Genomic DNA, 24,340 nt, shown 5'->3' with positions numbered 1-24,340 from the left:
CGTCGAATTTGCAATGATGGGGGATTGCCATGGTTTTATCAGGGGAACTTACGTCAACAAAAAAAGCCCTAAGGTGTTGGGCCTTAGGGCTTTTGGTGATCTCGTTTTGAGCGAACGTGAAACCTTCCCTAACACCCGGAGGTGATCAGCAGCAGTTGCAGCAGCAGGAGGTTTTGATTCATGGTTAAATCTTGCTCGCGTTTGAGTGGATTTGCTATGAATGACTCTACTTCCGCGTGCGGGTTCGGTCAACCGGGCGTTTTTTCGTAAACCGGCATTTCCTCGGACCTTAACGGCAATTTGGGCAAAATCGGCGGGGCATCTGGCCGATATTTCAAGCAGTCAGACTTCTAACTACCAGGCGGGTAAGAGAAGGGACCCAGGCCATGTCCGATCGCTTGGACATCACCAACGAACCAGAATACGGTCAGCCGAAGCAGAAAGCCGACGCCGAGCGTAAGCCTCGCCCGTTTCTTGGGGTGAAGTTTGACTGCTGCAGTATCTATTCGCGGATCTATCCAAACAAAGACCGCACGCACTACATCGGCAATTGCCCCAAGTGTGCCAAGCAGATCCGCATCCGCATCGGCCACGGCGGCAGCAGCAACCGCTTCTTCACGGCTTATTAGATTGAACTTCTTTTAAGTGCTATCGTGAAGTGATAGCACCCCAAGCCGCGTCCATCTTGAGTCGCGGCTTCAATTTCCGTACGATCTGCCGCCCCCACTTTTTGGAAGATGGCTGCCATGATCGACTTCGACATTCAACGCTGCACGAAAAAGTGCCACGCCACCGAGCGCGAACTGCGCCCCGGCGACGAGTACTTTTCGGTCCTCGTCCCGGAAGGGGCCGAGGTGGTCCGGCAAGACTTCAGCAAAGAAGCCTGGGAAGGTCCGCCTGAGAACGCCATCTGCTGGTGGAAGGCCACCATCCCCGATCCCCAATCGACCAAGATCAGTTGGGCACCGCACGACATCATGCTCGATTACTTCGAGCGATTGCTCCAAGACCCTAAGCAGCAAGACGCCGCTTACGTGGTGGCGCTGTTGATGGTGCGACGCAAGATCGTGCGAATGGAAGACACGGAAAAAGGTGAGGACGGCATCGAACGCCTGGTGCTGGTCGGACTCAAACGCGAAGGGAACTACAAGATTCCTGTCGTCGAACCGACCGCCCAGCGAATCGCCGAGATCCAAAACGAACTGACCTCGCTACTGCAAACCGGCGACGAGCCAACCGACCAGTAACCAACGAACGCAAGGATGCGCCAGTGACACAATTCAAGCTGCAGGGGATCGTCGCGATCTTGCTGGTTGGTTTCGCCTGCGGTGCCGGGTGCCCGCAGTTCACGCAACAGATCGACCCGATGTATCAGTCCCCGGTCGTCTTCAATGCTCCGCCGACCATGGAGCAGTTGATGGCCCAGGTCAACATGAACACGCAACGCGTGCAAACGCTTGAATCGACCGGCGCAACGTTAGGCCTCAAAGGCTTTCCTTCCATCCGGGCACAAGTCTACATGGCACCCCCGATGAAGTTTCGCATGATTGGCGAAACGGCACTTACCGGTCAACTGTTGGACCTGGGCAGTAACGAACAAGAGTTCTGGGTGTGGGGCCGTGGGTTTAACTCGCCGGGTCTGATGTATGCCCGGCACGATGAATTCAACCAGACGATGGCCAAGACGATGCTTCCGGTCGAACCAAGCTGGGTCGCCCAGACAATGGGACTGGCACGCTTCGACCCGAACGACTTCCACCAGGGGCCGTTCCCAACCGCATCCGGCAACTACGAGATCCGCACGACGATGAACTCGTCGGCAGGGCAGATCACCAAGGTCACGGTCATCGACAAACAGTACGGCTACGTGCTCGAACAGCACATGTACGACGCCGCCGGTCAGCCGATCGCTTCGGCCTTGGCCTCGAATCATCGCTTTGATCCAAGCTACCAAGTGTCGCTGCCATACAAGGTCGACATTCGCTTGCCGAAGTCCGGCATGGACTTCTCGATCTCGGTCATCGGTTACCGCATCAATCAGCTGACCGAAGGGACCGGCACGTTTAGCCGGCCGCAGCGACCCGATGTGCCTGAGATCAACCTGGTCCATAACGGCGGCCAGCCACTGCCAGGCGGTCCGGCCTATTCCAGTGGCCAACCACTACCGAGTGGTCAGCCATTGCCAGGTGCTCAGCCTGCACCGGTCAGTCAGCCGTATCCGGCCAACGGACAAATGTTGCCATCGGGACAACCGCTGCCAGGCAACAACTTCGCTCCGCCAACGCAAGCACCGACAGGCTATCCGCAGCAGAGCCCGCAGTATCCATCCAGTGGAGGTTTCCCGTTGGGAAGCAATACGCCAGCTGGTGCGGTCAATGCGGTACGACCTGTGTACGAAACAGCTGCCCAGCAAGACTACCAGTCGCCACCGATCCGCGGACTGCATTAGTCGAATCTAGACGTGGTGGAGAGGGGATAGGAGTAGAAGCGGAGCCTACGCCGCCGAGCCTGGTATCTGCAATCGCCGGGCGGAGTCATCTTTCAGCGCGGTTTGAATTCGCTGCTCGGCTCCACGGTCTTGAAGTTCCTGGATGACGATTCGGCGGGCTGCCACGGTCAGAAATGTCGTGAAGCTGCCGCTTGTGTCGAAACGACGCAAAATCTCCAAGTCATTTTCCGCCAATCGCTCGAAGGTGGCGACCACGACCGCGTCGGCATCTTTTTGGGTGAGCGTCCATTTTTGGCTCTGCCGGGCATGCTGCACCACCTGAATGACGGTGCTGGCATAGCGATCAATAAACCGCCGCCAGTTCGCGGTAGGGGCTGCGAATAAGTCTTCCAGCAGTTGAAGGTCGGTGGAACTGGCTTTCATGGATACACTCTGAGCGTAAAATCGAGGCGAATTGAGACTGAGAGAAAGTAATTAACTTGAGACTTAAGCTCAATACAGGTTTTCACTTGGGATATAGGGCCAAATGAGGCATGGCTGCCTTGACACCTTATTGAGACAGGAATAAAAAACGAGGAGAAGGTCGCTGCTGAATACCTTTCATAGACGCGACTTGCGATTGGGGGCAAGATCAACTGTTGCTGCCCCGCTTGCGAAAACATGTTTTCAACACCGCTTTAGTGGTCAGGAGATACCAGGATGACTCACGTAGTCTGCGAACCGTGCTTTAACTGCAAGTACACGGATTGCGTTGTTGTGTGCCCCGTCGAGTGCTTCTACGAAGGGGACAAGATTCTCTACATTCATCCCGAAGAGTGCATCGACTGCGAAGCGTGTGTGCCTGAGTGTCCTGTGGAAGCCATCTTCCACGAAGACAACGTGCCAGAAGAATGGAACGGCTTCATCGAGTTGAACGCCGAGATGGCACCACAGTGCGAAGTGATCACCGAAAAGAAAGAGCCACTGGCCGACCAATAGTCGCCAGGCAGGCCGCTTGCCGGATCGAATAAGAAAAAAGCCACAACCCAAAACGTTGTGGCTTTTTTTATGCGCCGGCGGAAAGCTAAGCGCGAAAATGATTCGTGTGAAAGCCTTCAGCGAAAAGCTACTCCACGCAAAGAAGTCAAGGCGATTTCACGCTTATTTTTGCGGTAACTCACTGGTAGCGTTTTATTCCACATACTCGTATTGCTTCGCATTGTTTAACGAGGGTAGGATGAAAAACTGCTTACCTGCCGTGTCCCACACGGCCTTATCATGTGACCAAAGGAAGGACCTATCTGATGAGTCAATTTACTTGCCAGTGTTGCCAGCAAGTTTTTGACAAAAGCAGTGATCCGTGTTTTGTGATTCGTGTCACTGCGTTTCTGGAGATTGAGCCTTACTTCGACGAAACCGATTACGACGATACCGACCGAGACAATCTCTCGGTACTCGCTGATACTCTCGAACAGGTTTATCCCATCGAAGACCCGACGCTGCACGAAGATCAAGTGCCACAGGATTTTCGTCTCTGCCGTGATTGCTACCAGCAATACATGCGAGACCCTGTCGGTCGCGATAATCAAGCCGCGCAGATCTCGTTCAGCGAGAACTAACGAGCCGATTCAACTCGGCACGAACGGTTGAGAGTCCACTGCGCATCAGTCAATGTGCGCTAGAGGTGGAATGTCTGACGATGTGCCCCCAAGCCAATCTCCCGGAGCGTGCTTACTTCGTAAGTTCCCACGTCAATTGATTGCCGCCAGCCGGATTGATCTCGACGGTTAGTTCCGAATCGCGATTGTACTGGGTAGGAATAAACTGAACGGGCACACTCCCTGCGCCGCCGACTTCCATTGTGCGTCGCATTTCTGCCGAAACCTTCTTAGGGTCTTCCAGTCGCGTTGCCGTAATCCGTACGATCTTCTTGCCCGGCGTTGCTCTAAGCTGAAACGCGCCGTCGTGAATCGAACCGGCGAAAGGGCGCCCCCCAGCTACCACCGGCTCGAGAATGACTTTGCCTGATTCTAATGGACTACCGTCAAAGGTCACCGTTCCGGATACCAGGAGGGTACCATCGTCATTGCCGCCTGAGCAGCCACCGGCGGTAAGTAAGAGACTGCACGACAAAAGGCATGTCGTTAGGAGGGTCGGTGAAAGTTTCATCGCGATTAACTCGGTCGTAAGTAAGAAACGAGAATGAATAAAAGACAAGCAGTGCCGTCGACGCTTAAGCGAAAGATGGGCACTGCCTGTCGGAGGTCTTAATCCTCTGGCGAGATTAGAAGTTGCCGAGCACTTCGCCGTTGCCGGTCGTTCCCAACGCACGCCAGGTACTCAGGTCGATCGTTTCGGGAACAAACCTAACCGAGGCGTCGCCCAGCACCGTGTTCACACCGCCGGCGTGGTAGCTGCGAGCCGAGTTACGGTAGCCGCCGCTGGAGTTGTTGTCGTCGTAGCCAACGTCTTCGCAAGGAGCGACTCGGTCCCAGTTGCCGTTGGTGCATTCGTTGTTGTTGGTGTCGCTACGAACGATCAAATCCGGCAGCGAGGTGTTCGGCGCTTGCTGCGTTGAGAAGAAGCCTTCGCCGTGATTCGATCCTTGCCAGTAACCACCGGCATCGTAGATGTGCCCGGAACGATTGGCACCACGAATGATCGCTTCACTTCCCATGACCGTGTTCGAGCTACCATCGGTCAGGTCGTTAAAGCCAGTGCTGGAATTGTAGTAGAACATCCCCTTGGTGCTGTTCGAGGGATTGGCCGTTCGCTTGAAGAAGTCGGCACCGTTACACAGCACGTAATTGCCAACCTGGTTGCCACGGCAATAGCCGGGGCTGTTCGGTTCGGAAGGGCAGTTGAAGATGTCGATCACCGCACCGCCGAGTAAGCTTCCTTGGAAGGTCGAGGGAACCGTGTAGACGTACGACGTGCCGCCGCTCAGGTTGCCTCCGTCGGCCGTTGGAGTGCGGATGCACTTTTCATAGACATCTTGCAGCGCGTCTTGCTCGACGAACGGCAGGATCCGCTGAAACCAGCAGTCACGATTGCCGATGTTGCCTAGGCGATAGCCGTACGGAAAATTGCCATGGGTATCGTGGTAGTTGTGCAGCGCCAGGCCAATTTGTTTCAGGTGATTGGTGCACTGCATACGGCGAGCTGCTTCCCGGGCTTGTTGAACCGCAGGCAACAAAAGTGCGATCAGGATGCCGATGATCGCAATGACCACCAGAAGCTCGACCAGCGTAAAGCCAGGCTTGCGAGAGCGTTCGCTCATGGGATTCTCCGAAACGTTAAGGGAGTACTGAAGTTAGTAAAACGCTAAGAATACAGGTGTTTTCGGGTAGATCATCCAACGAGACGCATGATCTAGACGCTACCGGCCGTCACCTCGGAAATGGCTGAAAGCGACACGATCAAGTTTAGAGACAAGCAGGATCAATATACAACAAAGTTGACTGTGGGGAAACAAATAAATCACGTTTTCTTCACTGTCTCTTCATGTGCGATTGGAGGAATAGGCAAAATCCGGGAGCCAGGGCAGAGTGTTTGCGGATCCATGGTTTTTGGTGTCGAGGTCGATTGCCAACTGGTAGACTGAGGGGGTACAGCTCAGGACGTTCGGGGGAACTTGCCAGAGTGGTGTCGACCTCGTTCTGGGGCGACAAGCAGAGTGGGTTATGTCAAACGACAACGGGGGAACGTGTCATGGCAGAATCGATCAGCGCGAGTGTGGGGCGAAAGAAGGGGCATAACGCCACCAACCATAAGGCCGATGTGAAAACCGTTCAGCGATTGCTGGCCGCTGCGGCGAAGAACCTGGGAAACAACGATTGCCATCCCGGCGACGACGATGGGCTGATCGCGACGCCTCCGCGGTTTTCAGAAACCGTTGCGGCGATCAACGCTTTTCAAAAGCGATTCATGCGCAATCCAGACGGGCAGGTCGATCCCGGTAAGAACACCCTCAAGAAGCTCAACGAGGCCGCCGGTTCCGCTCCTGCGGGGGCAGTCGCCGCGGCACCCAAAGCGCCAGTGGCCGGGCCCAAGAAGGCCCCTGCGCCATCCGCATTGGGGAAGCTCTCGCTCAATTCATTCCTGGGCAAGTCGATGGCCGAAATTTGCCCCAGTGGTTACGCCGATACGAGCAACAATCATTGTGCTCATTTCGTGGGGCATGCCCTCGATATCACCGCCGGGCTGACCTGCCACGGGATGACCTCGGGCAAAAAGCGGAAAGGGGAGGCTGCCAGTCTGCGCGTGCAAGAGATCTTCGCGGTTTGTCCCTCGTTGGCCGAGTACGACAACAAGACAATGGCCGGCAAGCGAGGGCTCATGTTTGTCAGCGCCCCGAGCAGCTTCGTCACGACCGGCACCAAGACAACCATTCGGAACGTGCCCAAGAAGCACATCGGGATCTTCCTCAACGGTACCATCTGGCACTACAGCAATTCGCGAAATAAGGTCGTCACGCAGACGCCGGCGCAGTTCATCAAGCACTACAGCGGTCAGACGAATGCCCTGTGGTTTGGGACGCTGCCGCCGGGGGCGATCTCAAATTTCTCAGCGTAAGCCGTCGGTTCGCCTTCGCAGTAGGGGTAAGTTGTGCAGGTGACTTGGTTTAGGAGGGGTAAGGCAGGCCTGTACTTTTGACGCGGCGCGACGTGGTTGGGGTCGTTGTTCCTCCTCCAAATGACGGATAAACTGAAGGTTTGACCGCAGGTCAGCCTGATCGATTAGCAACAGGCCATTCCTGGGCGGTCTTGGTTATCAATAAGAAGCACCCCTACCTTCCGAAAAGATGTCGAACATGAAAATTGCCGTTATTGGTGGAGATGGAACCGGACCTGAAGTTACAGCGGAAGCCCTGAAAGTCATGGACGCGGCCGCCAAATTGGAAGGTTTTACCATCGAAAAGACCGAGTTCGGTTTTGGTGGGGATCACTACCTGAAGACGGGCGAAATTCTGCCAGAAGGTGCCGTCGACGAGCTGCGTAAGTTCGACGCTATCTTCTTGGGTGCCATCGGTCATCCTGACGTCGCCCCAGGTATCTTGGAAAAAGGCCTGCTGCTGCAGCTGCGTTTCCAGCTGGATCAATACATCAACCTGCGTCCGGTCAAGCTCTACCCCGGCGTCGATACTCCACTGAAGGACAAGGGTCCGGAAGAAATCGATTTCGTCGTCGTGCGTGAAAACACCGAAGACCTTTACGCCGGTGTCGGTGGTTTTCTGAAGAAGGGAACCGCGGACGAAGTCGCGACGCAAACGGCCATGTATACCCGCAAAGGTTGCGAGCGTTGGTTGCGTTGGGCGTTTGAATACACCCAGAAGCGAAACAACCCCAAGGGTAAGAAGCTGACCCTGGTCGCCAAGACCAACGTGCTGACCTACGGGCACGACCTCGTCTGGCGTACGTTCCAGGAAGTGGCCAAGGATTACCCCGACGTCGAGCCAGATTACAACCACGTCGATGCCTGCTGCATGTGGATGGTTAAGAATCCTGAGTACTACGACGTGATCGCCACGACCAACATGTTCGGCGACATCATCACCGACCTGGCAGGCATTCTGCAAGGTGGCATGGGTGTGGCCGCCGGCGGCAACATCAACCCCGATGCCGGCGGAACCAGCATGTACGAACCAATGGGCGGTAGTGCTCCCAAGTACACCGGCAAGAACGTGATCAACCCGATCGCCGCGATCAGTGCCGCAGCCATGCTGCTGGAACACACCGGTCAGCCGGCTGCCGGGGCACGCGTTCTGAAGGCCATCCAGACCGTTACCGGCACCAAGATGAAGAGCCAAAGTGCCGGCAAGATGGGCTATGGTACTTCCGAAGTGGGCGACCTGGTTGTCGAAGCACTGGGCAGCTAACAGCCCACAGTCGATTTCCGCGAACAGTAAGAACAGATGAGGGGTCACGACCAAGCTACTTGGTCGCGGCCCCTTTTTTTAAATACGCATCTCATTCCGCCGAAGGCAAACAGGAGAACTGCCATGTCCGTAAAAAGCCTCTTTGATCTGACAGACCGCACGGTTCTCGTCACCGGGGGAAGTAAGGGGATCGGCAAGACCATCGCGCGAGCTTTCGCCGAATGCGGAGCGAATGTCTGCATTACCGCCCGGCATCAAGACGAACTGGAAGCGGCCGCCGACGAGATCGCCCAGGGGCTGAGCGTTCAGGTCGAGTACCGCGTATGCGACATGGGAGACCGCGCGGCGGTCGATGCGATGGCCGTCGACGTGTTGCAAACGTTTGGCGGTATCGACGTTTTGGTGAACAATGCCGGGACAAACAAACCTCAAAACTTAACGGAAACTACCGACGAAGTTTGGGATGAAGTGTTAGAACTGAACTTTAGCGCGTGCATGCGTTTAGCTCGTCATGTTGTTCCCAGCATGAAGGAAAAAGGCTGGGGGCGAATCATTCACCTTTCCAGCGTGATGGCGATGGCTTCCAATCCTGGGCGAGGGCTGTATTCGGGAACGAAGGCAGCACTTATTGGGATGGCCAGGGCACATGCGTTAGAATTGGGGCCATACGGCATTACCGTCAATTGTATTTGCCCCGGCCCAATCGCGACGGACCTCCCCATGAGCTTGTTGAATGACGAGCAAAAACAACGTTTCGCCGAGCGGACCGCCGTCAAACGGTGGGGCGAAACAATTGACATGGTGGGGCCAGCCTTGTTGCTAGGTAGCGATGCCGGTGCCTACATTACAGGGACGACCATCCTTGCCGATGGCGGACTTATTTGCCGAACGTTCGATTAAGCTGCTCCGCTTGCTGGTTGCCTCAACGGCATCTGGCAAGTCTTTTCCTGGAACGCAGCGGGTCGAATGACTACTTGATGTGACCACTTAATGGATTAGCGGCTTCGCGAATGCGAGACGCGACGACTTGGCTTGCTCATGAATCTACAGATCATCTCGACGAAAGATAGCCACGTTCATATCGCCGTAACTGGCAAAGTCAGCCAGGATGGCATCCCCCGCGATAAAGAACCGATTTCGAGTCTGTTGGGGCCAGATGCCTACACTTTAACGGTGCTATTGGACCTGAAAGACGCGGAAGTGATCGACTCCAGCGGCATCGGTTGGCTGCTGGTTTGTCACAAGCGTTTCGCGGAGAAGGGGGGGCGAATGATCTGTTATTCGGCACCTCCGGCTGTCGCCAATGTCTTCAAACTGATGCGCATGGATCTTGTCTTTGATAGCGCGGCCAACGCCGTGGAAGCGGAGAAACTAGCTGGTGTCAACGCAGAAACATAATTCGAACGGGATCGACGACTCGCAAGAGACCGATCATTCTCAGAAGCGCGAACACTCGCACGGGATCGACTTTTCGCACGTCAATATGAGCAACCTCGAGCCAGAAGCCCAGATGCGGCTTCTGATCGAGCACTCGTCGATGACTGGTGCGAGCGACCTGTTCATTTTCGCCGGCGAGCCTGAGTACCAGATCGCGATGCGATTGTGGGGGCGGATGCGAACGATCACCAACCTTCCGTCGGCTGAAGGTCGTCAGCTGCTTAACTACGTGAAGGCCCTCGCCGGGATCGATATCACCGAGCGTCGCCGACCACAGGATGGTCGCTGGATTTATCGCGACGACGAAAAGGTCATCGACCTGCGTTTGAACCTGATCCCGACCCGCGAAGGAGAAGACCTCACGATCCGCTTGTTGGACCGGGAAAGCAACTTGCTGTCGATCGACGAGATCGGGCTGGGTCGTCACGACCGCAACGCCTTGATGGAAATGCTTCAGTCGGCGTCCGGCTTGATCCTGGTCACCGGTCCCACCGGTACCGGTAAGACGACCACGCTGTATGCCTGCTTGCAGCATCTCAACGATGGCAATCGCAAGATCAACACGCTGGAAGATCCCATCGAGTTCTCGCTGCCAGGCATTCGCCAGTCGCAGGTCAACATGAAGGTTGGTCTCGACTTTTCCGATCTCTTGCGGGGTGTCATTCGTCAGCAGCCCGATGTCATCATGGTCGGCGAAATTCGCGACAAGGAAACGGCGATCACCGCCGTGCGGGCTGCCAACAGTGGTCACCTCGTTTTCGCGACGCTCCACGCCCCGGTCGCCACCGGTGCCGTGCAAAGCATGTTGTCCTTCGACATCCATCCTTACTTCCTAGCCAGTTGCCTGCGGGGTGTCATTGCCCAGCGCCTGGTCCGCGTTCTCGATACCGACACGCGCGTGAAGTATGAACTGGGTTCCAACAGCAACACGTTTGCCGATATCGAGTCGCTCCTGGAAGATGGCCAAGGAAGCTACTTCTACGGCCCCGACCCATCCGCAGACAACGAAGGCTACAACGGCCGCACGGCGATCTTCGAGATGGTCACCATGAACAAGACGCTGCGTGATGCCATCATCAATCGCAAGCCAACCCACGAGTTGGAGAAACTAGCCGAAGAGATGGGCATGATCACGTTCCGCAAGGCCGCCATGCTGAAAGTCGCCCGCGGCGAAACCAGCATGGAAGAGGTCTTCAAGAACGTCCCAGTCGAATACCTCGATCTGGAATCGACCGGTTAGTCGTCACTCAGTTCAATCGTGACAGGCGAGTTCGGGCTCGGTGACTCGTCTGTAAAGTGTGACGTGGCCAGTGGGCGGCTACCGCTGCAGCCGTCCATCAGTGACTTGGCTTCCTGGAAGCGGTAGTAGGCATCGACTACCGGAGGTGGAAGTTCGCGAGATGCCTCTTCAGGGGAATTGGCCAGCCACCGGTCGATGTTGCCCACCGATTTGCTTGGCCGCACGATCGATGTCAGGTAATCCAGTGGTGATTCCTTCTTGCGATCGTGAATCTCGTCGGCATATTCGCGTTTTGTCTGAATCCAGCGCGACTCTTCCTGGATGTAGCGTTCGGCTACCTCGGCGGCGTAGCGGTCGCCGGCCTGATAGGTCGCCACCGTGTACTTTGCCTCCGGCAGGTCGGTCTCCTTCGAGGGAGCACCTGGCACGACGGTCTGGCGAATCTTGGCCTGGCAGCGGATCGTCATCGTATCGGCCGACCACCCTTCAGGTACTGCCAGGATAATGCCCAGCATGGTCGTTCCTTCCAGGCTCGTCTGCGTCGTGCGGTTGAAGCGGAAGTAAACACCGCGGCCGCGATGAATCGTTCCGCTGGCAGCGACCAGTTTCAGCTCTGGCAGGATATCGACCTTTTCGACAGTGGCATGTTTTCGATTGAAACCGAGCGTCGCATCGGCGCCCAGGCTCTTATTGAATCGCTCGTTCGCAGACAGCTTGCCGTTGATATCGAGCTCAGAGCGATTCTCTTTCGAGATGTTGCCGGCATACGGGCTTTGTAGGGTGGTCTGAGGCGAGAAGTCCTCGATATGAAGACGTGGGTTGTGCAGTTCGACGAAGTAGGTCGTTTCAATCAGGTCGTCGGAAACACGTGAGTCGACCATCGTCGAGATCATCAAATCCATCTGCAGAAGACGATAGCCAGGCCGTGCGTTTTGAAACTCGGGCGTGGTGATGTCATTGGCTGGCGTGAGATAACCGACGTCAAACTGAACTGGCGAGCCTGCCCAGCCAAGTGCCGGGCTCGTAGCAAGAATGCTCACGACAGTCAGAATGTAGATGAAGCGAACCATGTTTGCTGGCCTTATTAATGCGAGTCCATAGTGGTCTACGCGGCTTAACAGCAGGTCGCATTCCGTGCGAAAAAGAAATTCCTATTCGTCCTTGCTTGCCGAATTAGTTTTTGAGCGATGTCATCCTACGGTACGCATCGAAGTCGGCAAGTGTTGGGCGATAAGAGGCTAAAACATGGCAAGATTTGCGGATTTCTCCGCCTGCTGGCGATGCACCGCTAGCCGATAGAAACCTGGGCAAAGCTGGTAATGGCCTGGTGCGCGTGGCCGTCTTCCACCGGCTTGTTGCCGGGGCGAATGCTCAGACGAGTATCCATGCCGATCTCTTTAGCAGCGTCTAGCTCGGCCACGATATCGCTGATGAAAAGAATCTTCTCGGCGGCTTCGCCCACTTCGGCAGCGATCGCGTTGTAGCTGCTGGCTTCCTTTTTGGGACCGGTCGTCGTATCGAAGTGACCCGAGAAGTACTTGAGCAGGTTGCCTGCTTCACTGTGCCCGAAGAAAAGCTTCTGGGCCTTGATGCTGCCGGACGAGTAGATGTAGACGCGCAGGCCTGCCGAGGTCCAGGCCTCCAACGCTTCAGGCACGTCATCGTAAACCTGGGCAACCAGTTCACCGCGTTCGAAGCCATCCTTCCAGATCAGGCCCTGCAAGGCCTTCAGCCCCGTCGCTTTCACATCGCCATCCATCAAGCGGCGAATTTCCGTGGCGACCTTTTCGCGCCGCTGCAACTCATCGGTGCAGTCGGCGGTCCAACTGGCGAAGTCCTCGCTGCCGGCATCCTGAGCGATCAGATCGAGAACCGGACCTAGCTCCGGCTCGTTCCAACCGCACTTCAGGAAGTTGTCGAGCTCGCGCAGGACATACGGGAACATGACATCGAACACGTAAGAAACGCTCGAAGTCGTTCCTTCGATGTCCAGCAGAATGACATTCCAGGCTGCTGCCATTAGAGCTTCACCACGGGATCGATGTCATCGGCTTTGGCCAGGTAGTCAGGACCCCAGCACAGCGGCGAATACTTCGTGTGCACGCCGTCTTCCATGTAGTGCGGCGTCCAACCGGAAGGATCTTCAAACAAGCGAATGCAACGGATGTGGCGATCGCTACACAGGTTGAACCAGTGCTGCGTGTCGCGTGGCACGTTGATCAGGTCGCCTGATTCGACCAGCACGGCGAAGACAGGACCGTTTTCCGGGTTGATGTGAAAGATGCCGCTTCCTTCGACGGTGAAGCGAACTTCGTCTTCGCTATGGGTATGCTCTTTGTTGAACTTTTCGAGCAACGCGTCGAGGTTCGGCGTTTCTGGCGAAACGTTGATGACGTCGGCCGTGACGAATCCGCCTTGTTCCTTTAAGCGATCGATCTCTGGCTTGTAGGCTTCCAGAATTTCTTCGTTGGTGGCCTCGTCGCCGATGCGGCCGGCGACGTCCCACTTTTCATACCAGATGCCAAACGGCTTCAGGAAGTCGCTGATCTCCTGAGGGTCGGTGATGGTTCGGTTTTCGTCAGGTACGGAAATGCTGGCCATGGTGCCGATTTCTCCCTTCGCCTTATTGCGGCGAAACTAATTCAAGATGACGTGTGCGAAAAGTGATTGCGTGTGCGGATTAAGTGGCAGGGCAAAGCTTGCCTTGTGCGGCTAGTTTACGTCCCATGACCTCGAATAGGAACTCATAAATCTCGATATGGCGTCGAGCTTCAGCGAGGTCCTCGCCCCAGGTGTACAAGCCATGGTTGCGGATCAGGAAGCCGTGGATCGGTGGCTGCGATTCGTCTTGAACGCGCTTCTCGACTCGTTCTGCGAGCCGGGGGATGTCTTGGGTGTTCTCAAAGACAGGGACGTGCTCGGTGTGCTGGTGCGTCTTCACACCGGCCAGGCCTTTGAGCATTTCGTACCCTTCGATCTCGAAGCCGCCATTGTCGCCGAACGTATCGGACAAGAGCGTGCCCCAGACCGAGTGCGTATGCAGGACCGAACCGACATCTTCCATCCGGGCCAGCACCACGTGCAGTTGCGTTTCGGCCGATGAGCGAGGCTGATCGGTCGTTGGCATGTTGTCGGCGTCGACCTGGTTGCCGTCGTAGTTGCAGCGAACAAAATCGTTCGGTCCCAGGTTGCCTTTATCCATACCGCTGGCAGTAACCAGCAGCTGCAGCGGGCTGCGATTGACGACAACGCTGTAGTTGCTGCTCGTGCCGACAGACCAGCCGCGCTCGAAGAAATACTGGCCCGTTTCCCGGAGCCCCTGGACCGGCTTGTCGAGGCCAGCGAGGGCAGGGTGGGAAGGAGAACTCTTCGGCTGGGTATCGGTGCTCATGGGGAGTCTGAATTCTTTCGCAGGCGGGCACTGATGGTGGTTGAGTGCCGACTGTTGTCGCTAGTGAACAAAGGCCAAAAGTCTGAGTGTAGCAAATCGGGGTGGTGCATCAACTCGCCACGCGCTCGGCGGCAGGGCTGTTAACTATGCATCCTAGCGTTCTCGTCTCCGGCGGCAATGATGGCTGCCTCGGCGGTGGCCAGCTCATCCAGGCGGGCCATGACTTCGCTTTCCGGGGCATAATGCTTGGCCAGACGCACATAAACCGCATGGTGCCGTGCTTCCGACTCGAACAAACTATCGTAGAAATCGCGCAACTGGGCATCTGCCAAATGCTTGCGAAGCTGGCCGAAGCGTTCGCAACTGCGAGCTTCGATCAATCCGGCGACCAACAGTCGATCGACGGCCCGTTGGGGCTCACCGCTACGGATCAACTCGTGCAACTGGCCGCCGTAAGAGCTGGGTTTCATGCGGCGAAACTCGATTCCCCTTTGCTTGAGAATCTCGCGGACCATATGAAAGTGCTCGAGTTCCTCGTTGACGATCGAGGTCATCTCGCGGCACAGCTCTTCGTCTTCGATATAGGCGAACATCAGGTTCAGGGCCGTCCCGGCTGCTTTCTTTTCGCAGTGGGCGTGATCGATCAGGATCTCTTCGGTGTTCTTTTCAACCTGATCGAGCCAGCGTTGGCCGGTCTCGGATTTCAGATGCAGCATCAGTCAAACTTCCATCGTGTGCGTTTGCATTCCAATTTAGTGGTCTTTCGAGGGAAGAACGAGGGGTGATGGGGCCAGGTCAGCGCAGCAAAAACCCCTCGGCCGGAAGGGCCAAGGGGCGTTGCCACGTCAGTTGTCTGCCGTAGAGGTCGCTCTTAGAAGCGGACGCCAACCGAGAAACCTGGGCTACCGTAGTAGAACCCGCTGCTGCGGTAGTAGCTTGGGTAGCAGTTGTACGGAGCTCGGTAGCGGTACGGATTCGAGTAGTAGTGGCCTTGGTAGCCGTGATAACCATGGTAGCCATGGTGGTAGCTGTGGTGATGATCATAGTGACCGTGGTGGCCATGATGACCGCCATGCCCATATCCACCAGCTTCGGCCGTGGAAGCTGCGCCCCCAATCATCAAACCAACGGCAACAACGGCAGCAATCAATAACGACTTCATAACTCATCTTCTCCTGAACTAAGCGGCAATCTTCTCGCAGGGGAAAACCTGTTTTTCCCATCTGCGGCCCCCTATGTGATCTGCCTCTTAAGAAAAGCAGAGGGTATGCCAATTCATAGGAGGAATTTCCTAAGTGATGACGCTATAAGTGCTTGCAGCGAATTTAGGGGCAGGGGAAGCCGGGAGGTTTCGTTGTCATGCTGACAACAAGTGTCTCAAAGCAGAGAACGGTGAGACTGATTCGGTCGACCGAGCCTGGTCTTATCGCGGACCACCAGCCGAGGGGAAGGCGTGATCGAAAGAGCACTCAGATTTCAGGCCTTTTTGAAGGCGATTTCGAGTGAAAAAAGAGAGCAGGCCAGAGGTTGCCAGATGCGCATAAAATAAGGCAGCTATTGGACTTCCAACGCTGCCTTCTCGCTTAAAAGCGAGGCCGACGGGGATCGAACCCGCAACCACCGGATCGACAGTCCGGTACTCTAACCAATTGAGCTACGGCCCCAACTCGTGTTGAGATACGTTAATATAGGCCCATCGCTCTGAAACTCAAGGCCCCCCTGGCGATAATTTGATCGCATTTTCTCTTGGGGTCACGATTTAGCGACAAATGCCAGTTATGTCGTTTCTATTAGACCCGGCCGCACCGATTCTGTTCGCGCGAACCCGGCATTTTCGTTTGAATTCCCGCCATAACCCTGTTCCGTGACCTAGCGTTAAAAAGTGGAACCTTATTTGTCCTGTTCCTTTATGTTTCGGAAAACCGGCAATGCGCGACTTGGTATTTCATGTGGTTCGTGAGACGGAATCGTTCGTCGTCAGCATGGGCACTTTGGAATGGACGATCGCGTTTGCGGTGGTGGTGGGATTCGGCGTGCTGTGTATGCAAGGCGTCGGCGGTAAGACCCGCGGCTAAGCGAAACTCGAAGTACAGGCAAACAAGATAAGCAGTCAATCGATACCTTCTAGTGCGTGTAGGAAAGAGCCAGGATGGAAGACTGGATTTTAGGAATTCCGACTCCGGTAGCCATGGCGTTGATCGCCTTGATCGGATACTTCCTAGGAAAACGCAATTATCGTCCCGTATCCTCCGAGCAAGCCTATGCTCGGCGCGAGCTGAAGCGCGCGAAAGCAATCGTTAAGCAGCTCGAGGAAATCTCGCGCGAAGTCCGTCGCAACTTGGCCTCGCACCAATCGAGCATCGCCCACTTCAAGGAACGCATCGTCTTGATGAGTTCCCAGGAAAACGAAACCGGCGAGTCGTGGCAGACGCTGTGCGAAGAAGCCGAGCGGATGCTCAGCCCCACGATGCGACTGTCGGCTCAAATCGCCAATGCCTACGACGAAGTCCGTCAGCAAGCCAATCTGCTGATGACCTTCACCGAGTCGCGTACCGATCCTTTGACCGGGCTCAGCAACCGACGCGCGCTCGACGACAGCCTGGAAAGCCTGTTCGCGATGAAGGATCGCTACGAGTTAACCTTCTCGCTGTGTATCTTTGACGTCGATCACTTTAAACGAATCAACGACGAATATGGTCACCTCGAAGGGGACCGTGTTCTGCAGGAAGTGGCCAACCTGATCGACACATGCGTTCGCGAGACCGACGTCGTGACTCGCTACGGTGGCGAAGAGTTCGTCATCTTGATGCCGTCGACCGATCTGGCCGGAGCGTTGATCTTCGCCGAACGTGTTCGCGAAGCGGTCGAACAAAAGTTGAAGGTGACTGTCAGCGGCGGTGTTGCTCAGGCCAGCGAAACCGATGAATCGCAGACGCTACTGGCCCGTGCTGATGCGGCCCTGTATCGTGCCAAATCGCAAGGTCGTAATTGCATCTACTGCCATACCGGCGACAGCGTGCAGGCACATCCGACTTCCGACAAGTCCGATGCCAACCTGCCGCACGAAGACGCCGAGTTGCTGTTGGAAGAGGTCCGATCCTTGGAGAAGACGCTCGGAAAACGCGAAAGCGACAAGAACGGGTCTCGCGAACAGCATCAGGCCGAAATCGTTTAGTTCGGCCCGAGTTGAATTACCAAACGCCTCGCTGGCGATCGAGCCCGTAGGCTTCTGCCAGATCGGTATCTTGCTTGGCTTCGTCTTCGTTGCCAAGCTTCTCGTAAGCGGTCGCTCGATGCGAATAGAGCACCGCCAAAACCTGCTTCAGTTGGTTGTCCACGAACGACACCCCGCTGGGCATGTTCTCGATTTGTTCTGGTGTCAGTTGGGCAAGCAGTTCCGTGCGGGTGTTCTCGTAGAACTTGATCGCCGCGTCCAGATCTTTGACCGCTCCTTCTAAGTCACCATCGAAGACCTTCAGGTAGCCGCGCGTGTCGACGTACGATGCGTCATCGCCGTAGTACTCGATCGCCAAGTCGATGTCCTTCATCCCGTTGGCAATCTGCTCAGCCGTGGCAGCCTCGTCGGCGGCGGCCATCGCAATGGAGTAGGCCCGTCGATTGAGTGCTTCGTGCAGATGAATCGTCTGCTCTTTCTCAGCGATATCGACCAGGCGATCGGCGAGCATCATGGCACCGTCATGTTGCCCCATGCGCGACAGCAGGAAGCCTGCCTGGGTGAGCACCAACGGATTGTCTTTGCCCAGGGCGATCGCTTCTTCGATCTGCATTCGGGCTTCGGTCGTTTCGTCCTGACGATAATGCATTTCAGCGATATGCAATCGCAGTTCCGCATTTTCAGGGTCCCACTCCAGCGCCTCTTCGGCCAGTTGCTTGGCCTGATCGATGTTGTCGTTTTCTAATGCATCGACCGCAGCTGCCCATTTCCACTGAGCGATCGATTGCGGCGTGAAGAATGAGTAACCCACGTAGACGGCGGAAAGTACCATGACCGCGATCAACACGGGAACAAAGGGAGGACGGCCCGGTGGCGGCACTTGCGAAGGGCTCGGCGAAGGGCTCGGCGAAGGGGCAGGGCTGGACTGGGATTCGGTCGAATTCGACTCAGACATGGGGATCCATAAGATTTTGCGGAAAGAAAATAGGTATTCGTTTCTTCCTCAACGATTGCTTTCATTCTACCAGAAATGGGCCGCCTCAGAGAACAACGGCAGAGAGGCAACCACTACCGATTTTGGCCATGATTGCCCCTGTGAATTCTCAGCGGAAATTTTGTTGACGCTTGCATGATGAAGATTTAAATTCGCCGGAAACTACCTCATTTTATTCTACTAGGTCGCCTCGTTATGTTTCTTACTCCTACGACGCTTTGCCGCTTGGCTTTAACACCGCATTCCTTGCGAATTGTGTGGTAGTGACTCTAGCGCGTTGGAGAGAAAGCGAGGGCAGGCCGGAAGAGGATGAGGCCAGTTCTTATCTCACTCGCTTTCCCTAAAGTCTTCGTAAGAAGGAGATTCTCCATGGCGCTCTTCGAGGTGGAAACAAACGCTCATATCGTCATCACCTGGGCGGATGACGAGAACGAGGCCAAAGGACAGGTCTACGACAACTATCCCGGCGACGACGTGATTCGCATTTCTAAAAGGCCACGCACGTCGTGGGTGATATCTAAATCGGCACTAGGTTTAACGACAGGTCCTCTGGATCCTTGCATTGTAGCGCGCGACTGTCTCTCGAAAGCCGAAGGGGACAAGGTCCATGCGATTCGCTTATACATGCATGAGACAGGCAACGACCTGAACCAGGCTCGCAAGGCAATCGAGTCCAACATGGTCATGGGTTGGTAATCACAGGCCAACCTCCCCGGCGGAGTGATGGCAAGGATTCTCCGCTTATTTTCGCGCTTCCGCAGGGCGTTCACTGCTCAAACGCCCTCGAACCCTCTTAAACAATCTCTCTTTCGCTCGGCATCTGGGGCCGAGCGATGACGGCCAGATACGCTAGATGGCCTCAATTTCCTGTCTTGCCGCCGAAAACCTGGAAATTGGGTAATCAATCGGCTCGAAATGGTTCGATGAAATAAGAACCGCTTCTAATTTCTTGGGAGATTGAGCCATGAATCAATCCACACAAAGCTCGGCGGGAAAATGGATTTCCGTGAGCGCCCCGGGGGGAATGGCGAGGCAGGTTTTCGTCGATGTCTTTGATGCGACGGAACATGCCTGGAGACGCGTTGGCACGTTCGCCGACCGGACTTCCGCCGAAAAGAAGATGACGAACCTGAAAGTGCAAGGCATGTTGTCTCGCATCGTCAGTCAAAATTTCTGTCCAACGGGGCGCTAAGCCCCGTTTCTCGGACACTTCGCTTCCGCGATCACCAACGATCAAGGTGCGCGCGCAACGGACGATGGCACGCCCAAGCAGACTTGGACGTGGCACCCGTCGAGGAGTGAATGCGCACGCGCGCTCCTGTCCCCTCGCCCCTATGGGGAGAGGGGCAGTTCGCTTGTTGGCGGCGCATGCGTGAACTGTGTTCCGACCGTTGCGGAAGCTTTGTCTTGCGATGTTGGGTCAAGGTCGCTCAGGAAACCCTCACCCTAGCCCTCTCCCTGCGACAACATTATTCACCAGCTAGCAATAAAAGGAGTTCACGTACTAGGCTAGGTAGTTGTGTACGAATTCCCAAATTGGGAGCCAAGCCATGGAACGTGAACTCTGGATTGCATTATACAAATTGGCTCGCCAGTGCGACGCCAATCCCTGGTGGGCGATGACAAAGTTTTTTCGATTGGGAGATCGTGAGCGTCTACTTGTGGGCGGTTATTCACGATCGACCAACCTGCTGGGCATGCGAGCCGGGCAACTGGCCTGACGATCTCAGGCCTCGGAAATTACCGTCTCAACCGACGATGAGCCGACGCTTGCCAACCACGGAAGTTCAGGCACTGCTCGCTCAAATGGAACGGTGCATGATCGCGGTGGACGATTTCGGTTTTGTCATGCTCGTTGATGGCAAGCCGCAAATGGTGAGTCATTGCAGCAAGGATCCCGATGCCCGTTGGGGCCGCGCACGACGCGGCTACGGCAAGGGCTACAAGGTCCACGCGATCTACGGCTCGAGCAGCATGCCGCTGGCCTGGGATGTCGAACCGCTCAACGTGGCCGAAACGCCGGTTGCAGTTCGGCTTCTCCCGATCCTAGGGAGAGGCGGAGGCTATCTAGTGGCTGATCGTGGATACGACAGCAACCAGCTCCACGACGCGGCGATGGAAGCCGGTTATCAACTGGTGGCCGAAAAACTGCGACCAGGAAAAGGCTTGGGGCATTGCCGCCACAGCCCAGGACGAATTCGCTGTTTCGCCCTACTAGAGCAGGAGTTCGGTCGCGCCCTAATACGGTTCCGGAACCAGGTCGAACGAAGATTCGCCTGGCTTGGCAATCACGCCGGAGGCCTCGAACCACTACCCAACTGGGCTCGACGAATACACCGCGTCCGCGAGTGGGTTCAAGCCAAACTTCTGATCCATGCCATGTACATGCTCCTCAACCTTCATCCTCCACCGCTAGCTGGTGAATAATGTTGTGCGAGGGAGAGGGGACAGGATTCTTTAAGGCGGCCCGCGTTCATGGGCTTCACTCGTTTCCTTTGTCTTCTCGACCGCGATGCTCATGCTCGCTTCGTGAACTCGTCCGGGTGCCACGCCCAAGTCTGCTTGGGCGTGTCTTTGAAGCGCGTGGCGAACGCGTTCTCGTCGCCGTGGCGTGATGGCCTGCTTGGTCTCTCGATGAGCAACCACCTTCTGCAGTGTCTTGCTGGGCGAACCTTCTTCGGGCGAAGACGTTTCCTTCAGGCCATCCAGTTCCCGCTGCAACTGGTCGATCTCTTCCTGCTTCTCGCAGATCTCGCGGTGCAGTTGCCGATTGAGGGCCTGCAGGCGATAGAACGTGTACGCGAACAGTCGGGCAGCCTCATAGGTGAGCGGTTCTCGTAACGGCCGCTTGGAGCGATAAAGTTCGCGTTCGCGAGCCCGCGTGGCTTCGTCTCTCTCGCGTGGTTCTCGCGGATCGAGCGACTCCGGCCGAAGCCTGGTGGTTCGCCGATTAGGAATCGGCGGAGGCGGGTCGGCGGGGAACTCGTGTGCCGCGATCTCCGGATCGATAGCGACGGCCTGGCAGCTGGCACCGTAGGAAGCAGGTTTCTCCGGCAGGACCAGCAACACTTCCCCGCAGCAGGGACACAGCAGCCGGTTCCCATCGCGCACGGCAACCTGCGGAGCATGGCCTTTTGAGCCAGCTCCGTGTTTTTCCGGTTGTGCTGCGTGGTGATGGGACATGATGCTTCTGTGTGTTGATGAATCGTGTGCCACTGCCGCCCTCGGCAGTGCGAAGTGAGAACATGGTGAGCCATCCCGATTGGCTGTAAGAGCACTGGCCAGAGGACAGTGGCACACCGAGGTTGGGATTGGCAACAGGGGAAGCGAGAGTGCTTCGATGGATGTACGTGTAATTTACAGGCAGGACGCTTCAGTAGGATAGTGCGCCTGGAAGATTTCTGTAGGGACCGCGTGTCGCGGGTCGGCACCCTGGTACCCGCTTCGCGACACGCGACACGCGGGCCCTACTTATCTGCGGTTGGTCTTCTCTTTCAGAATTCAAGAGCGAGTACCAGCTTCGCCCCTCACCCTAGCCCTCTCCCCGAAGGGGCGAGGGGACAAGATATGTTGTTGTTGCGGGAAGAGGCGGCGTGCTACGGACCGCGCATAAAAATAGGGGGAGCAAACCAGCATGCTCCCCCTAGCGGTTGTTGTTCGATCTGGCTCGCGATTAGCGAGTGTAGGTCGACGTGGTTGGGTAGCTCGTTTCGGTGCTACCGTAACGGGAAGTCGTGCCACTGGTGGTCGTGCTTCCGCTGTAGTCGGCCGTTCCGCCTGGGCGGTAGTGCGAGTCGGTACCAGCGGTCGAAGCCGTTTGATAAGCCGGGCTGCTCATGGCCTGGTAATCATTTGGGTTTGGAGCCGCGGTGCTCGAGTAGCTGCTGGTCGAAGGATACGACGTGTTCGACTGGTAGTTGCTGGTCGAAGGGTAGCTCGACTGTGGCGTCGAGGTCGACGGATAGCTACCCGTTGGAGTCGACGTCGAAGGATAGGCCGAACCACTTGGGCTGGTCGTGCTTGGGTAGGTGGTCGTGCTTGGAGTCGTGCCACCGGTGTACGACGAACCACCGTACTGCGAACCGCTTGGCTGCTGTTGCGTGTACGAAGCTGGCGGAGCCGAGTAACCGGCTGGAGCCGTGCCACTGTAGGTCGAGGTGGTGTTGGCGTTGGCCGTGTAGGCTGCCGGCGAAGTACCGTAGCTACCACCCTGAGCAGTTGGGTTGTAAGCACCGTAACCAGCTTGCGGAGTTGCACCAGCGGTTGGAGCAGTCGTTCCGCCAGGCGACGCAGCATAGAAACCGCGTTGTGGCTGCATCGATCCCGTGGAGGTCGGCGTTGCCTGAGCGGTTTGAGCAGCGTGCTGCTGCTGGTAAGCGTAAGGGCTGGCCGATGGGGTAGCCCCAGCTAAGTAGTTTGGTGTGACCGACTGACGACCAGCCAACTGAGCGCTGGATGGTACAGGAGTCGAAGTTGAAGAAGGAGCCGCAGCGTACTTCGGAGCTTCCGAAGCACCCGCCGATGCTTTTTGAGGAGCACCCCAACTGGCCATGTAGTTATAGCCGGGCATCGACTTGCACCCCGTCGAAGCGACGGAAGTGACGGTAACGGCTACGGCGAACAGTAGCGACCAATGTTTGGTGTGCATTCGCATGGCGTCCCTGCCTTCGGATGTGCACGAGAAGGTTAGCGAAAAATCCTTTTTCGCGTGCCAACTCATTCGGTTATGTTTCAATTTTGGTGCCGGTGATATCACCGGTTTGCATTCATGGGGAATGCTTCGGTGGATATCCCAGATACCCTACCATTAGATTGAGATCGGAAGTTGCGCAAAAAGCCTTCAGCCATTCCGATACGAATTTTCAGAAAACCCGACCCAGTTTGACGCCGGCCCGAGGAAATCGTGGCGGATCGTAGTTTCGCGCGTGAGTGAGGTCAATGTCATTCCCTCGCAGAAATAGCTCTCACCCATAAAAAAAGGCCTGATTCACTGAGGAATCAGGCCTTCATTGATTGCGATGCTATCAACGCCGCGTCCCTTCGCAAAGCCAAGGACGAGGGTTGGATGCCAGGTAACTCGTTAATTAACCCTTGGCAGCGGCGTAACGGGAAGCAACTTCATCCCAGTTGATCACGTTGAAGAACGCGGCGATGTAGTCGGGACGCTTGTTCTGGTAGTTCAGGTAGTAAGCGTGTTCCCAGACGTCCAGACCCAGGATCGGGGTCTTGCCTTCCATCAGCGGCGAGTCCTGGTTCGGGGTGCTCATCACTTCGAGCTTACCGCCCGAGACGACCAGCCAGGCCCAACCGGAACCGAAGCGGGTAGCGGCCGCGGTGCTGAAGTCTTCCTTGAACTTGTCGAAGCCACCCAGTTCGCTGTCGATCGCAGCGGCCAGGTCGCCCGAGGGGCTGCCACCGCCTGGCTTCATGATGGTCCAGAAGAGGGAGTGGTTGGCGTGACCACCACCATTGTTGCGGACGGCACCGCGGATGTTCTCGGGAACCGAGTTGATATCGGTGACGAGGTCCTCAATCGACTTGGCTTCCAGGTCGGTGCCTTCGATCGCAGCGTTCACCTTGGCAATGTAAGCAGCGTGATGCTTGGTGTGATGGATTTCCATCGTGCGGGCATCGATGTGTGGTTCCAGGGCATCGTACGCGTACGGCAGATCGGGAAGTGTGTAAGCCATTAGTTGGGATCCTCAACTTATTTCATGTGGTGTCGTTACGGGCGAATGCGACCGTCAGATAGTCGGCTCGGTAGGAACCGTCTGACTTGCCGACAGAATAACGCATC

At 56.2% G+C, this 24,340-nt stretch carries 29 protein-coding genes and 1 tRNA gene; 16 read left to right on the top strand and 14 right to left on the bottom strand.

Annotation, left to right across the window (positions count from 1 at the left end):
- Positions 1-386 precede the first annotated feature (386 nt).
- The 3 genes from PSR63_RS04675 to PSR63_RS04665 all read left to right on the top strand — a co-directional run bounded on the left by PSR63_RS04675 (position 387) and on the right by PSR63_RS04665 (position 2,449).
- Positions 387-629, top strand: coding sequence for a hypothetical protein (locus tag PSR63_RS04675; protein WP_274331161.1), 243 nt, complete (start codon positions 387-389; stop codon positions 627-629).
- 117 nt (positions 630-746) lie between these two features.
- Positions 747-1,247: a hypothetical protein gene (locus PSR63_RS04670; protein WP_274331159.1), complete on the top strand. Its 501-nt coding sequence runs from the start codon at positions 747-749 to the stop codon at positions 1,245-1,247.
- Between the two features lie 23 nt (positions 1,248-1,270).
- A complete protein-coding gene (locus PSR63_RS04665; RefSeq protein ID WP_274331158.1) occupies positions 1,271-2,449 on the top strand; it encodes a hypothetical protein in 1,179 nt (392 codons plus the stop codon).
- 45 nt (positions 2,450-2,494) lie between these two features.
- Here the strand turns inward: PSR63_RS04665 and PSR63_RS04660 are convergent, their stop codons facing one another.
- Positions 2,495-2,872, bottom strand: a complete 378-nt coding sequence (locus PSR63_RS04660) for a hypothetical protein (protein ID WP_274331156.1) — start codon at positions 2,870-2,872, stop codon at positions 2,495-2,497.
- A gap of 276 nt (positions 2,873-3,148) precedes the next feature.
- Between PSR63_RS04660 and PSR63_RS04655 the strand changes: the two genes are divergently transcribed.
- Both PSR63_RS04655 and PSR63_RS04650 read left to right on the top strand, forming a co-directional pair.
- Positions 3,149-3,427, top strand: a complete 279-nt coding sequence (locus tag PSR63_RS04655) for a ferredoxin family protein (protein WP_105350693.1) — start codon at positions 3,149-3,151, stop codon at positions 3,425-3,427.
- Between the two features lie 305 nt (positions 3,428-3,732).
- Positions 3,733-4,047: a hypothetical protein gene (locus tag PSR63_RS04650; RefSeq protein ID WP_274331152.1), complete on the top strand. Its 315-nt coding sequence runs from the start codon at positions 3,733-3,735 to the stop codon at positions 4,045-4,047.
- Positions 4,048-4,159: 112 nt separating this feature from the next.
- Here PSR63_RS04650 and PSR63_RS04645 read toward each other — a convergent pair whose 3' ends face one another.
- Positions 4,160-4,561 (bottom strand): hypothetical protein, encoded by a 402-nt coding sequence (locus PSR63_RS04645; RefSeq protein ID WP_274331150.1) that lies wholly within the window; start codon positions 4,559-4,561, stop codon positions 4,160-4,162.
- 151 nt (positions 4,562-4,712) lie between these two features.
- Positions 4,713-5,708 (bottom strand): DUF1559 domain-containing protein, encoded by a 996-nt coding sequence (locus PSR63_RS04640; RefSeq protein ID WP_274331148.1) that lies wholly within the window; start codon positions 5,706-5,708, stop codon positions 4,713-4,715.
- 431 nt (positions 5,709-6,139) lie between these two features.
- Here PSR63_RS04640 and PSR63_RS04635 point away from each other — a divergent pair, with 431 nt between their 5' ends.
- The 5 genes from PSR63_RS04635 to PSR63_RS04615 all read left to right on the top strand — a co-directional run bounded on the left by PSR63_RS04635 (position 6,140) and on the right by PSR63_RS04615 (position 10,983).
- A complete protein-coding gene (locus tag PSR63_RS04635) occupies positions 6,140-7,003 on the top strand; it encodes a peptidoglycan-binding domain-containing protein (protein ID WP_274331146.1) in 864 nt (287 codons plus the stop codon).
- A gap of 238 nt (positions 7,004-7,241) precedes the next feature.
- On the top strand, positions 7,242-8,306 hold the full coding sequence (locus tag PSR63_RS04630) for a 3-isopropylmalate dehydrogenase (protein WP_274331144.1): 1,065 nt from the start codon (positions 7,242-7,244) through the stop codon (positions 8,304-8,306).
- 123 nt (positions 8,307-8,429) lie between these two features.
- The gene (locus tag PSR63_RS04625; RefSeq protein WP_274331142.1) at positions 8,430-9,206 is read left to right on the top strand and encodes an SDR family NAD(P)-dependent oxidoreductase; all 777 of its coding nucleotides are present in this window, start codon (positions 8,430-8,432) and stop codon (positions 9,204-9,206) included.
- 138 nt (positions 9,207-9,344) lie between these two features.
- Positions 9,345-9,704, top strand: coding sequence for an STAS domain-containing protein (locus PSR63_RS04620; protein ID WP_274331141.1), 360 nt, complete (start codon positions 9,345-9,347; stop codon positions 9,702-9,704).
- Positions 9,685-10,983, top strand: a complete 1,299-nt coding sequence (locus PSR63_RS04615; RefSeq protein ID WP_274331139.1) for a GspE/PulE family protein — start codon at positions 9,685-9,687, stop codon at positions 10,981-10,983. The genes PSR63_RS04620 and PSR63_RS04615 overlap by 20 nt, the downstream gene beginning before the upstream one ends.
- On the opposite strand, the gene PSR63_RS04610 is transcribed toward PSR63_RS04615, so the two are convergent.
- The 7 genes from PSR63_RS04610 to PSR63_RS04580 all read right to left on the bottom strand — a co-directional run bounded on the left by PSR63_RS04610 (position 10,980) and on the right by PSR63_RS04580 (position 16,038).
- Positions 10,980-12,053 carry a hypothetical protein gene (locus tag PSR63_RS04610; protein ID WP_274331138.1) on the bottom strand — a complete coding sequence of 358 codons (1,074 nt, stop codon included), beginning with the start codon at positions 12,051-12,053 and terminating at the stop codon, positions 10,980-10,982. The two genes, PSR63_RS04615 and PSR63_RS04610, sit on opposite strands and share 4 nt — an antisense overlap.
- Before the next feature lie 218 nt (positions 12,054-12,271).
- Positions 12,272-13,003 (bottom strand): acireductone synthase, encoded by a 732-nt coding sequence (gene mtnC, locus PSR63_RS04605; RefSeq protein WP_274331136.1) that lies wholly within the window; start codon positions 13,001-13,003, stop codon positions 12,272-12,274.
- Positions 13,003-13,584, bottom strand: a complete 582-nt coding sequence (locus PSR63_RS04600) for a 1,2-dihydroxy-3-keto-5-methylthiopentene dioxygenase (protein ID WP_274331134.1) — start codon at positions 13,582-13,584, stop codon at positions 13,003-13,005. Before PSR63_RS04600 ends, mtnC begins: the two co-directional genes overlap by 1 nt.
- 79 nt (positions 13,585-13,663) lie before the next feature.
- The gene (mtnB, locus tag PSR63_RS04595) at positions 13,664-14,374 is read right to left on the bottom strand and encodes a methylthioribulose 1-phosphate dehydratase (protein WP_274331132.1); all 711 of its coding nucleotides are present in this window, start codon (positions 14,372-14,374) and stop codon (positions 13,664-13,666) included.
- A gap of 140 nt (positions 14,375-14,514) precedes the next feature.
- Positions 14,515-15,090, bottom strand: a complete 576-nt coding sequence (locus PSR63_RS04590) for a tRNA-(ms[2]io[6]A)-hydroxylase (RefSeq protein WP_274331130.1) — start codon at positions 15,088-15,090, stop codon at positions 14,515-14,517.
- A 155-nt stretch (positions 15,091-15,245) separates the two neighbouring features.
- Positions 15,246-15,536 (bottom strand): hypothetical protein, encoded by a 291-nt coding sequence (locus tag PSR63_RS04585; protein ID WP_274331128.1) that lies wholly within the window; start codon positions 15,534-15,536, stop codon positions 15,246-15,248.
- 428 nt (positions 15,537-15,964) lie between these two features.
- Positions 15,965-16,038: transfer RNA gene (locus tag PSR63_RS04580), tRNA-Asp, on the bottom strand.
- A gap of 264 nt (positions 16,039-16,302) precedes the next feature.
- On the opposite strand from PSR63_RS04580, the gene PSR63_RS04575 reads away from it, so the two are divergent.
- Positions 16,303-16,449: a hypothetical protein gene (locus PSR63_RS04575; RefSeq protein WP_274331127.1), complete on the top strand. Its 147-nt coding sequence runs from the start codon at positions 16,303-16,305 to the stop codon at positions 16,447-16,449.
- A gap of 74 nt (positions 16,450-16,523) precedes the next feature.
- On the top strand, positions 16,524-17,549 hold the full coding sequence (locus PSR63_RS04570) for a GGDEF domain-containing protein (protein WP_274331125.1): 1,026 nt from the start codon (positions 16,524-16,526) through the stop codon (positions 17,547-17,549).
- 16 nt (positions 17,550-17,565) lie between these two features.
- On the opposite strand, the gene PSR63_RS04565 is transcribed toward PSR63_RS04570, so the two are convergent.
- Positions 17,566-18,504, bottom strand: a complete 939-nt coding sequence (locus tag PSR63_RS04565; RefSeq protein ID WP_274331123.1) for a tetratricopeptide repeat protein — start codon at positions 18,502-18,504, stop codon at positions 17,566-17,568.
- Between the two features lie 408 nt (positions 18,505-18,912).
- On the opposite strand from PSR63_RS04565, the gene PSR63_RS04560 reads away from it, so the two are divergent.
- From PSR63_RS04560 to PSR63_RS04545, 4 genes are all read left to right on the top strand, one after another.
- Positions 18,913-19,239, top strand: coding sequence for a DUF6793 family protein (locus PSR63_RS04560; RefSeq protein WP_274331122.1), 327 nt, complete (start codon positions 18,913-18,915; stop codon positions 19,237-19,239).
- A 268-nt stretch (positions 19,240-19,507) separates the two neighbouring features.
- Complete coding sequence (locus PSR63_RS04555; RefSeq protein ID WP_274331120.1) at positions 19,508-19,735, top strand: hypothetical protein; 228 nt, start codon at positions 19,508-19,510, stop codon at positions 19,733-19,735.
- A 358-nt stretch (positions 19,736-20,093) separates the two neighbouring features.
- Positions 20,094-20,264 carry a hypothetical protein gene (locus PSR63_RS04550; protein ID WP_274326707.1) on the top strand — a complete coding sequence of 57 codons (171 nt, stop codon included), beginning with the start codon at positions 20,094-20,096 and terminating at the stop codon, positions 20,262-20,264.
- Positions 20,265-20,301: 37 nt separating this feature from the next.
- Positions 20,302-20,970, top strand: coding sequence for a transposase (locus tag PSR63_RS04545; protein ID WP_274326708.1), 669 nt, complete (start codon positions 20,302-20,304; stop codon positions 20,968-20,970).
- Between the two features lie 30 nt (positions 20,971-21,000).
- On the opposite strand, the gene PSR63_RS04540 is transcribed toward PSR63_RS04545, so the two are convergent.
- The 3 genes from PSR63_RS04540 to PSR63_RS04530 form a co-directional block, all read right to left on the bottom strand.
- Positions 21,001-21,726, bottom strand: a complete 726-nt coding sequence (locus tag PSR63_RS04540; RefSeq protein ID WP_274331118.1) for a hypothetical protein — start codon at positions 21,724-21,726, stop codon at positions 21,001-21,003.
- 490 nt (positions 21,727-22,216) lie between these two features.
- A complete protein-coding gene (locus PSR63_RS04535; RefSeq protein ID WP_274331117.1) occupies positions 22,217-23,197 on the bottom strand; it encodes a hypothetical protein in 981 nt (326 codons plus the stop codon).
- 430 nt (positions 23,198-23,627) lie between these two features.
- On the bottom strand, positions 23,628-24,233 hold the full coding sequence (locus PSR63_RS04530; protein WP_274331115.1) for a superoxide dismutase: 606 nt from the start codon (positions 24,231-24,233) through the stop codon (positions 23,628-23,630).
- Between the last annotated feature and the right edge of the window lie 107 nt (positions 24,234-24,340).

It is taken from the genome of Bremerella sp. P1, from assembly GCF_028748185.1.
In the GTDB taxonomy this organism is placed as follows: domain Bacteria; phylum Planctomycetota; class Planctomycetia; order Pirellulales; family Pirellulaceae; genus Bremerella.
This window is presented reverse-complemented; position numbering and strand designations above follow the sequence as displayed.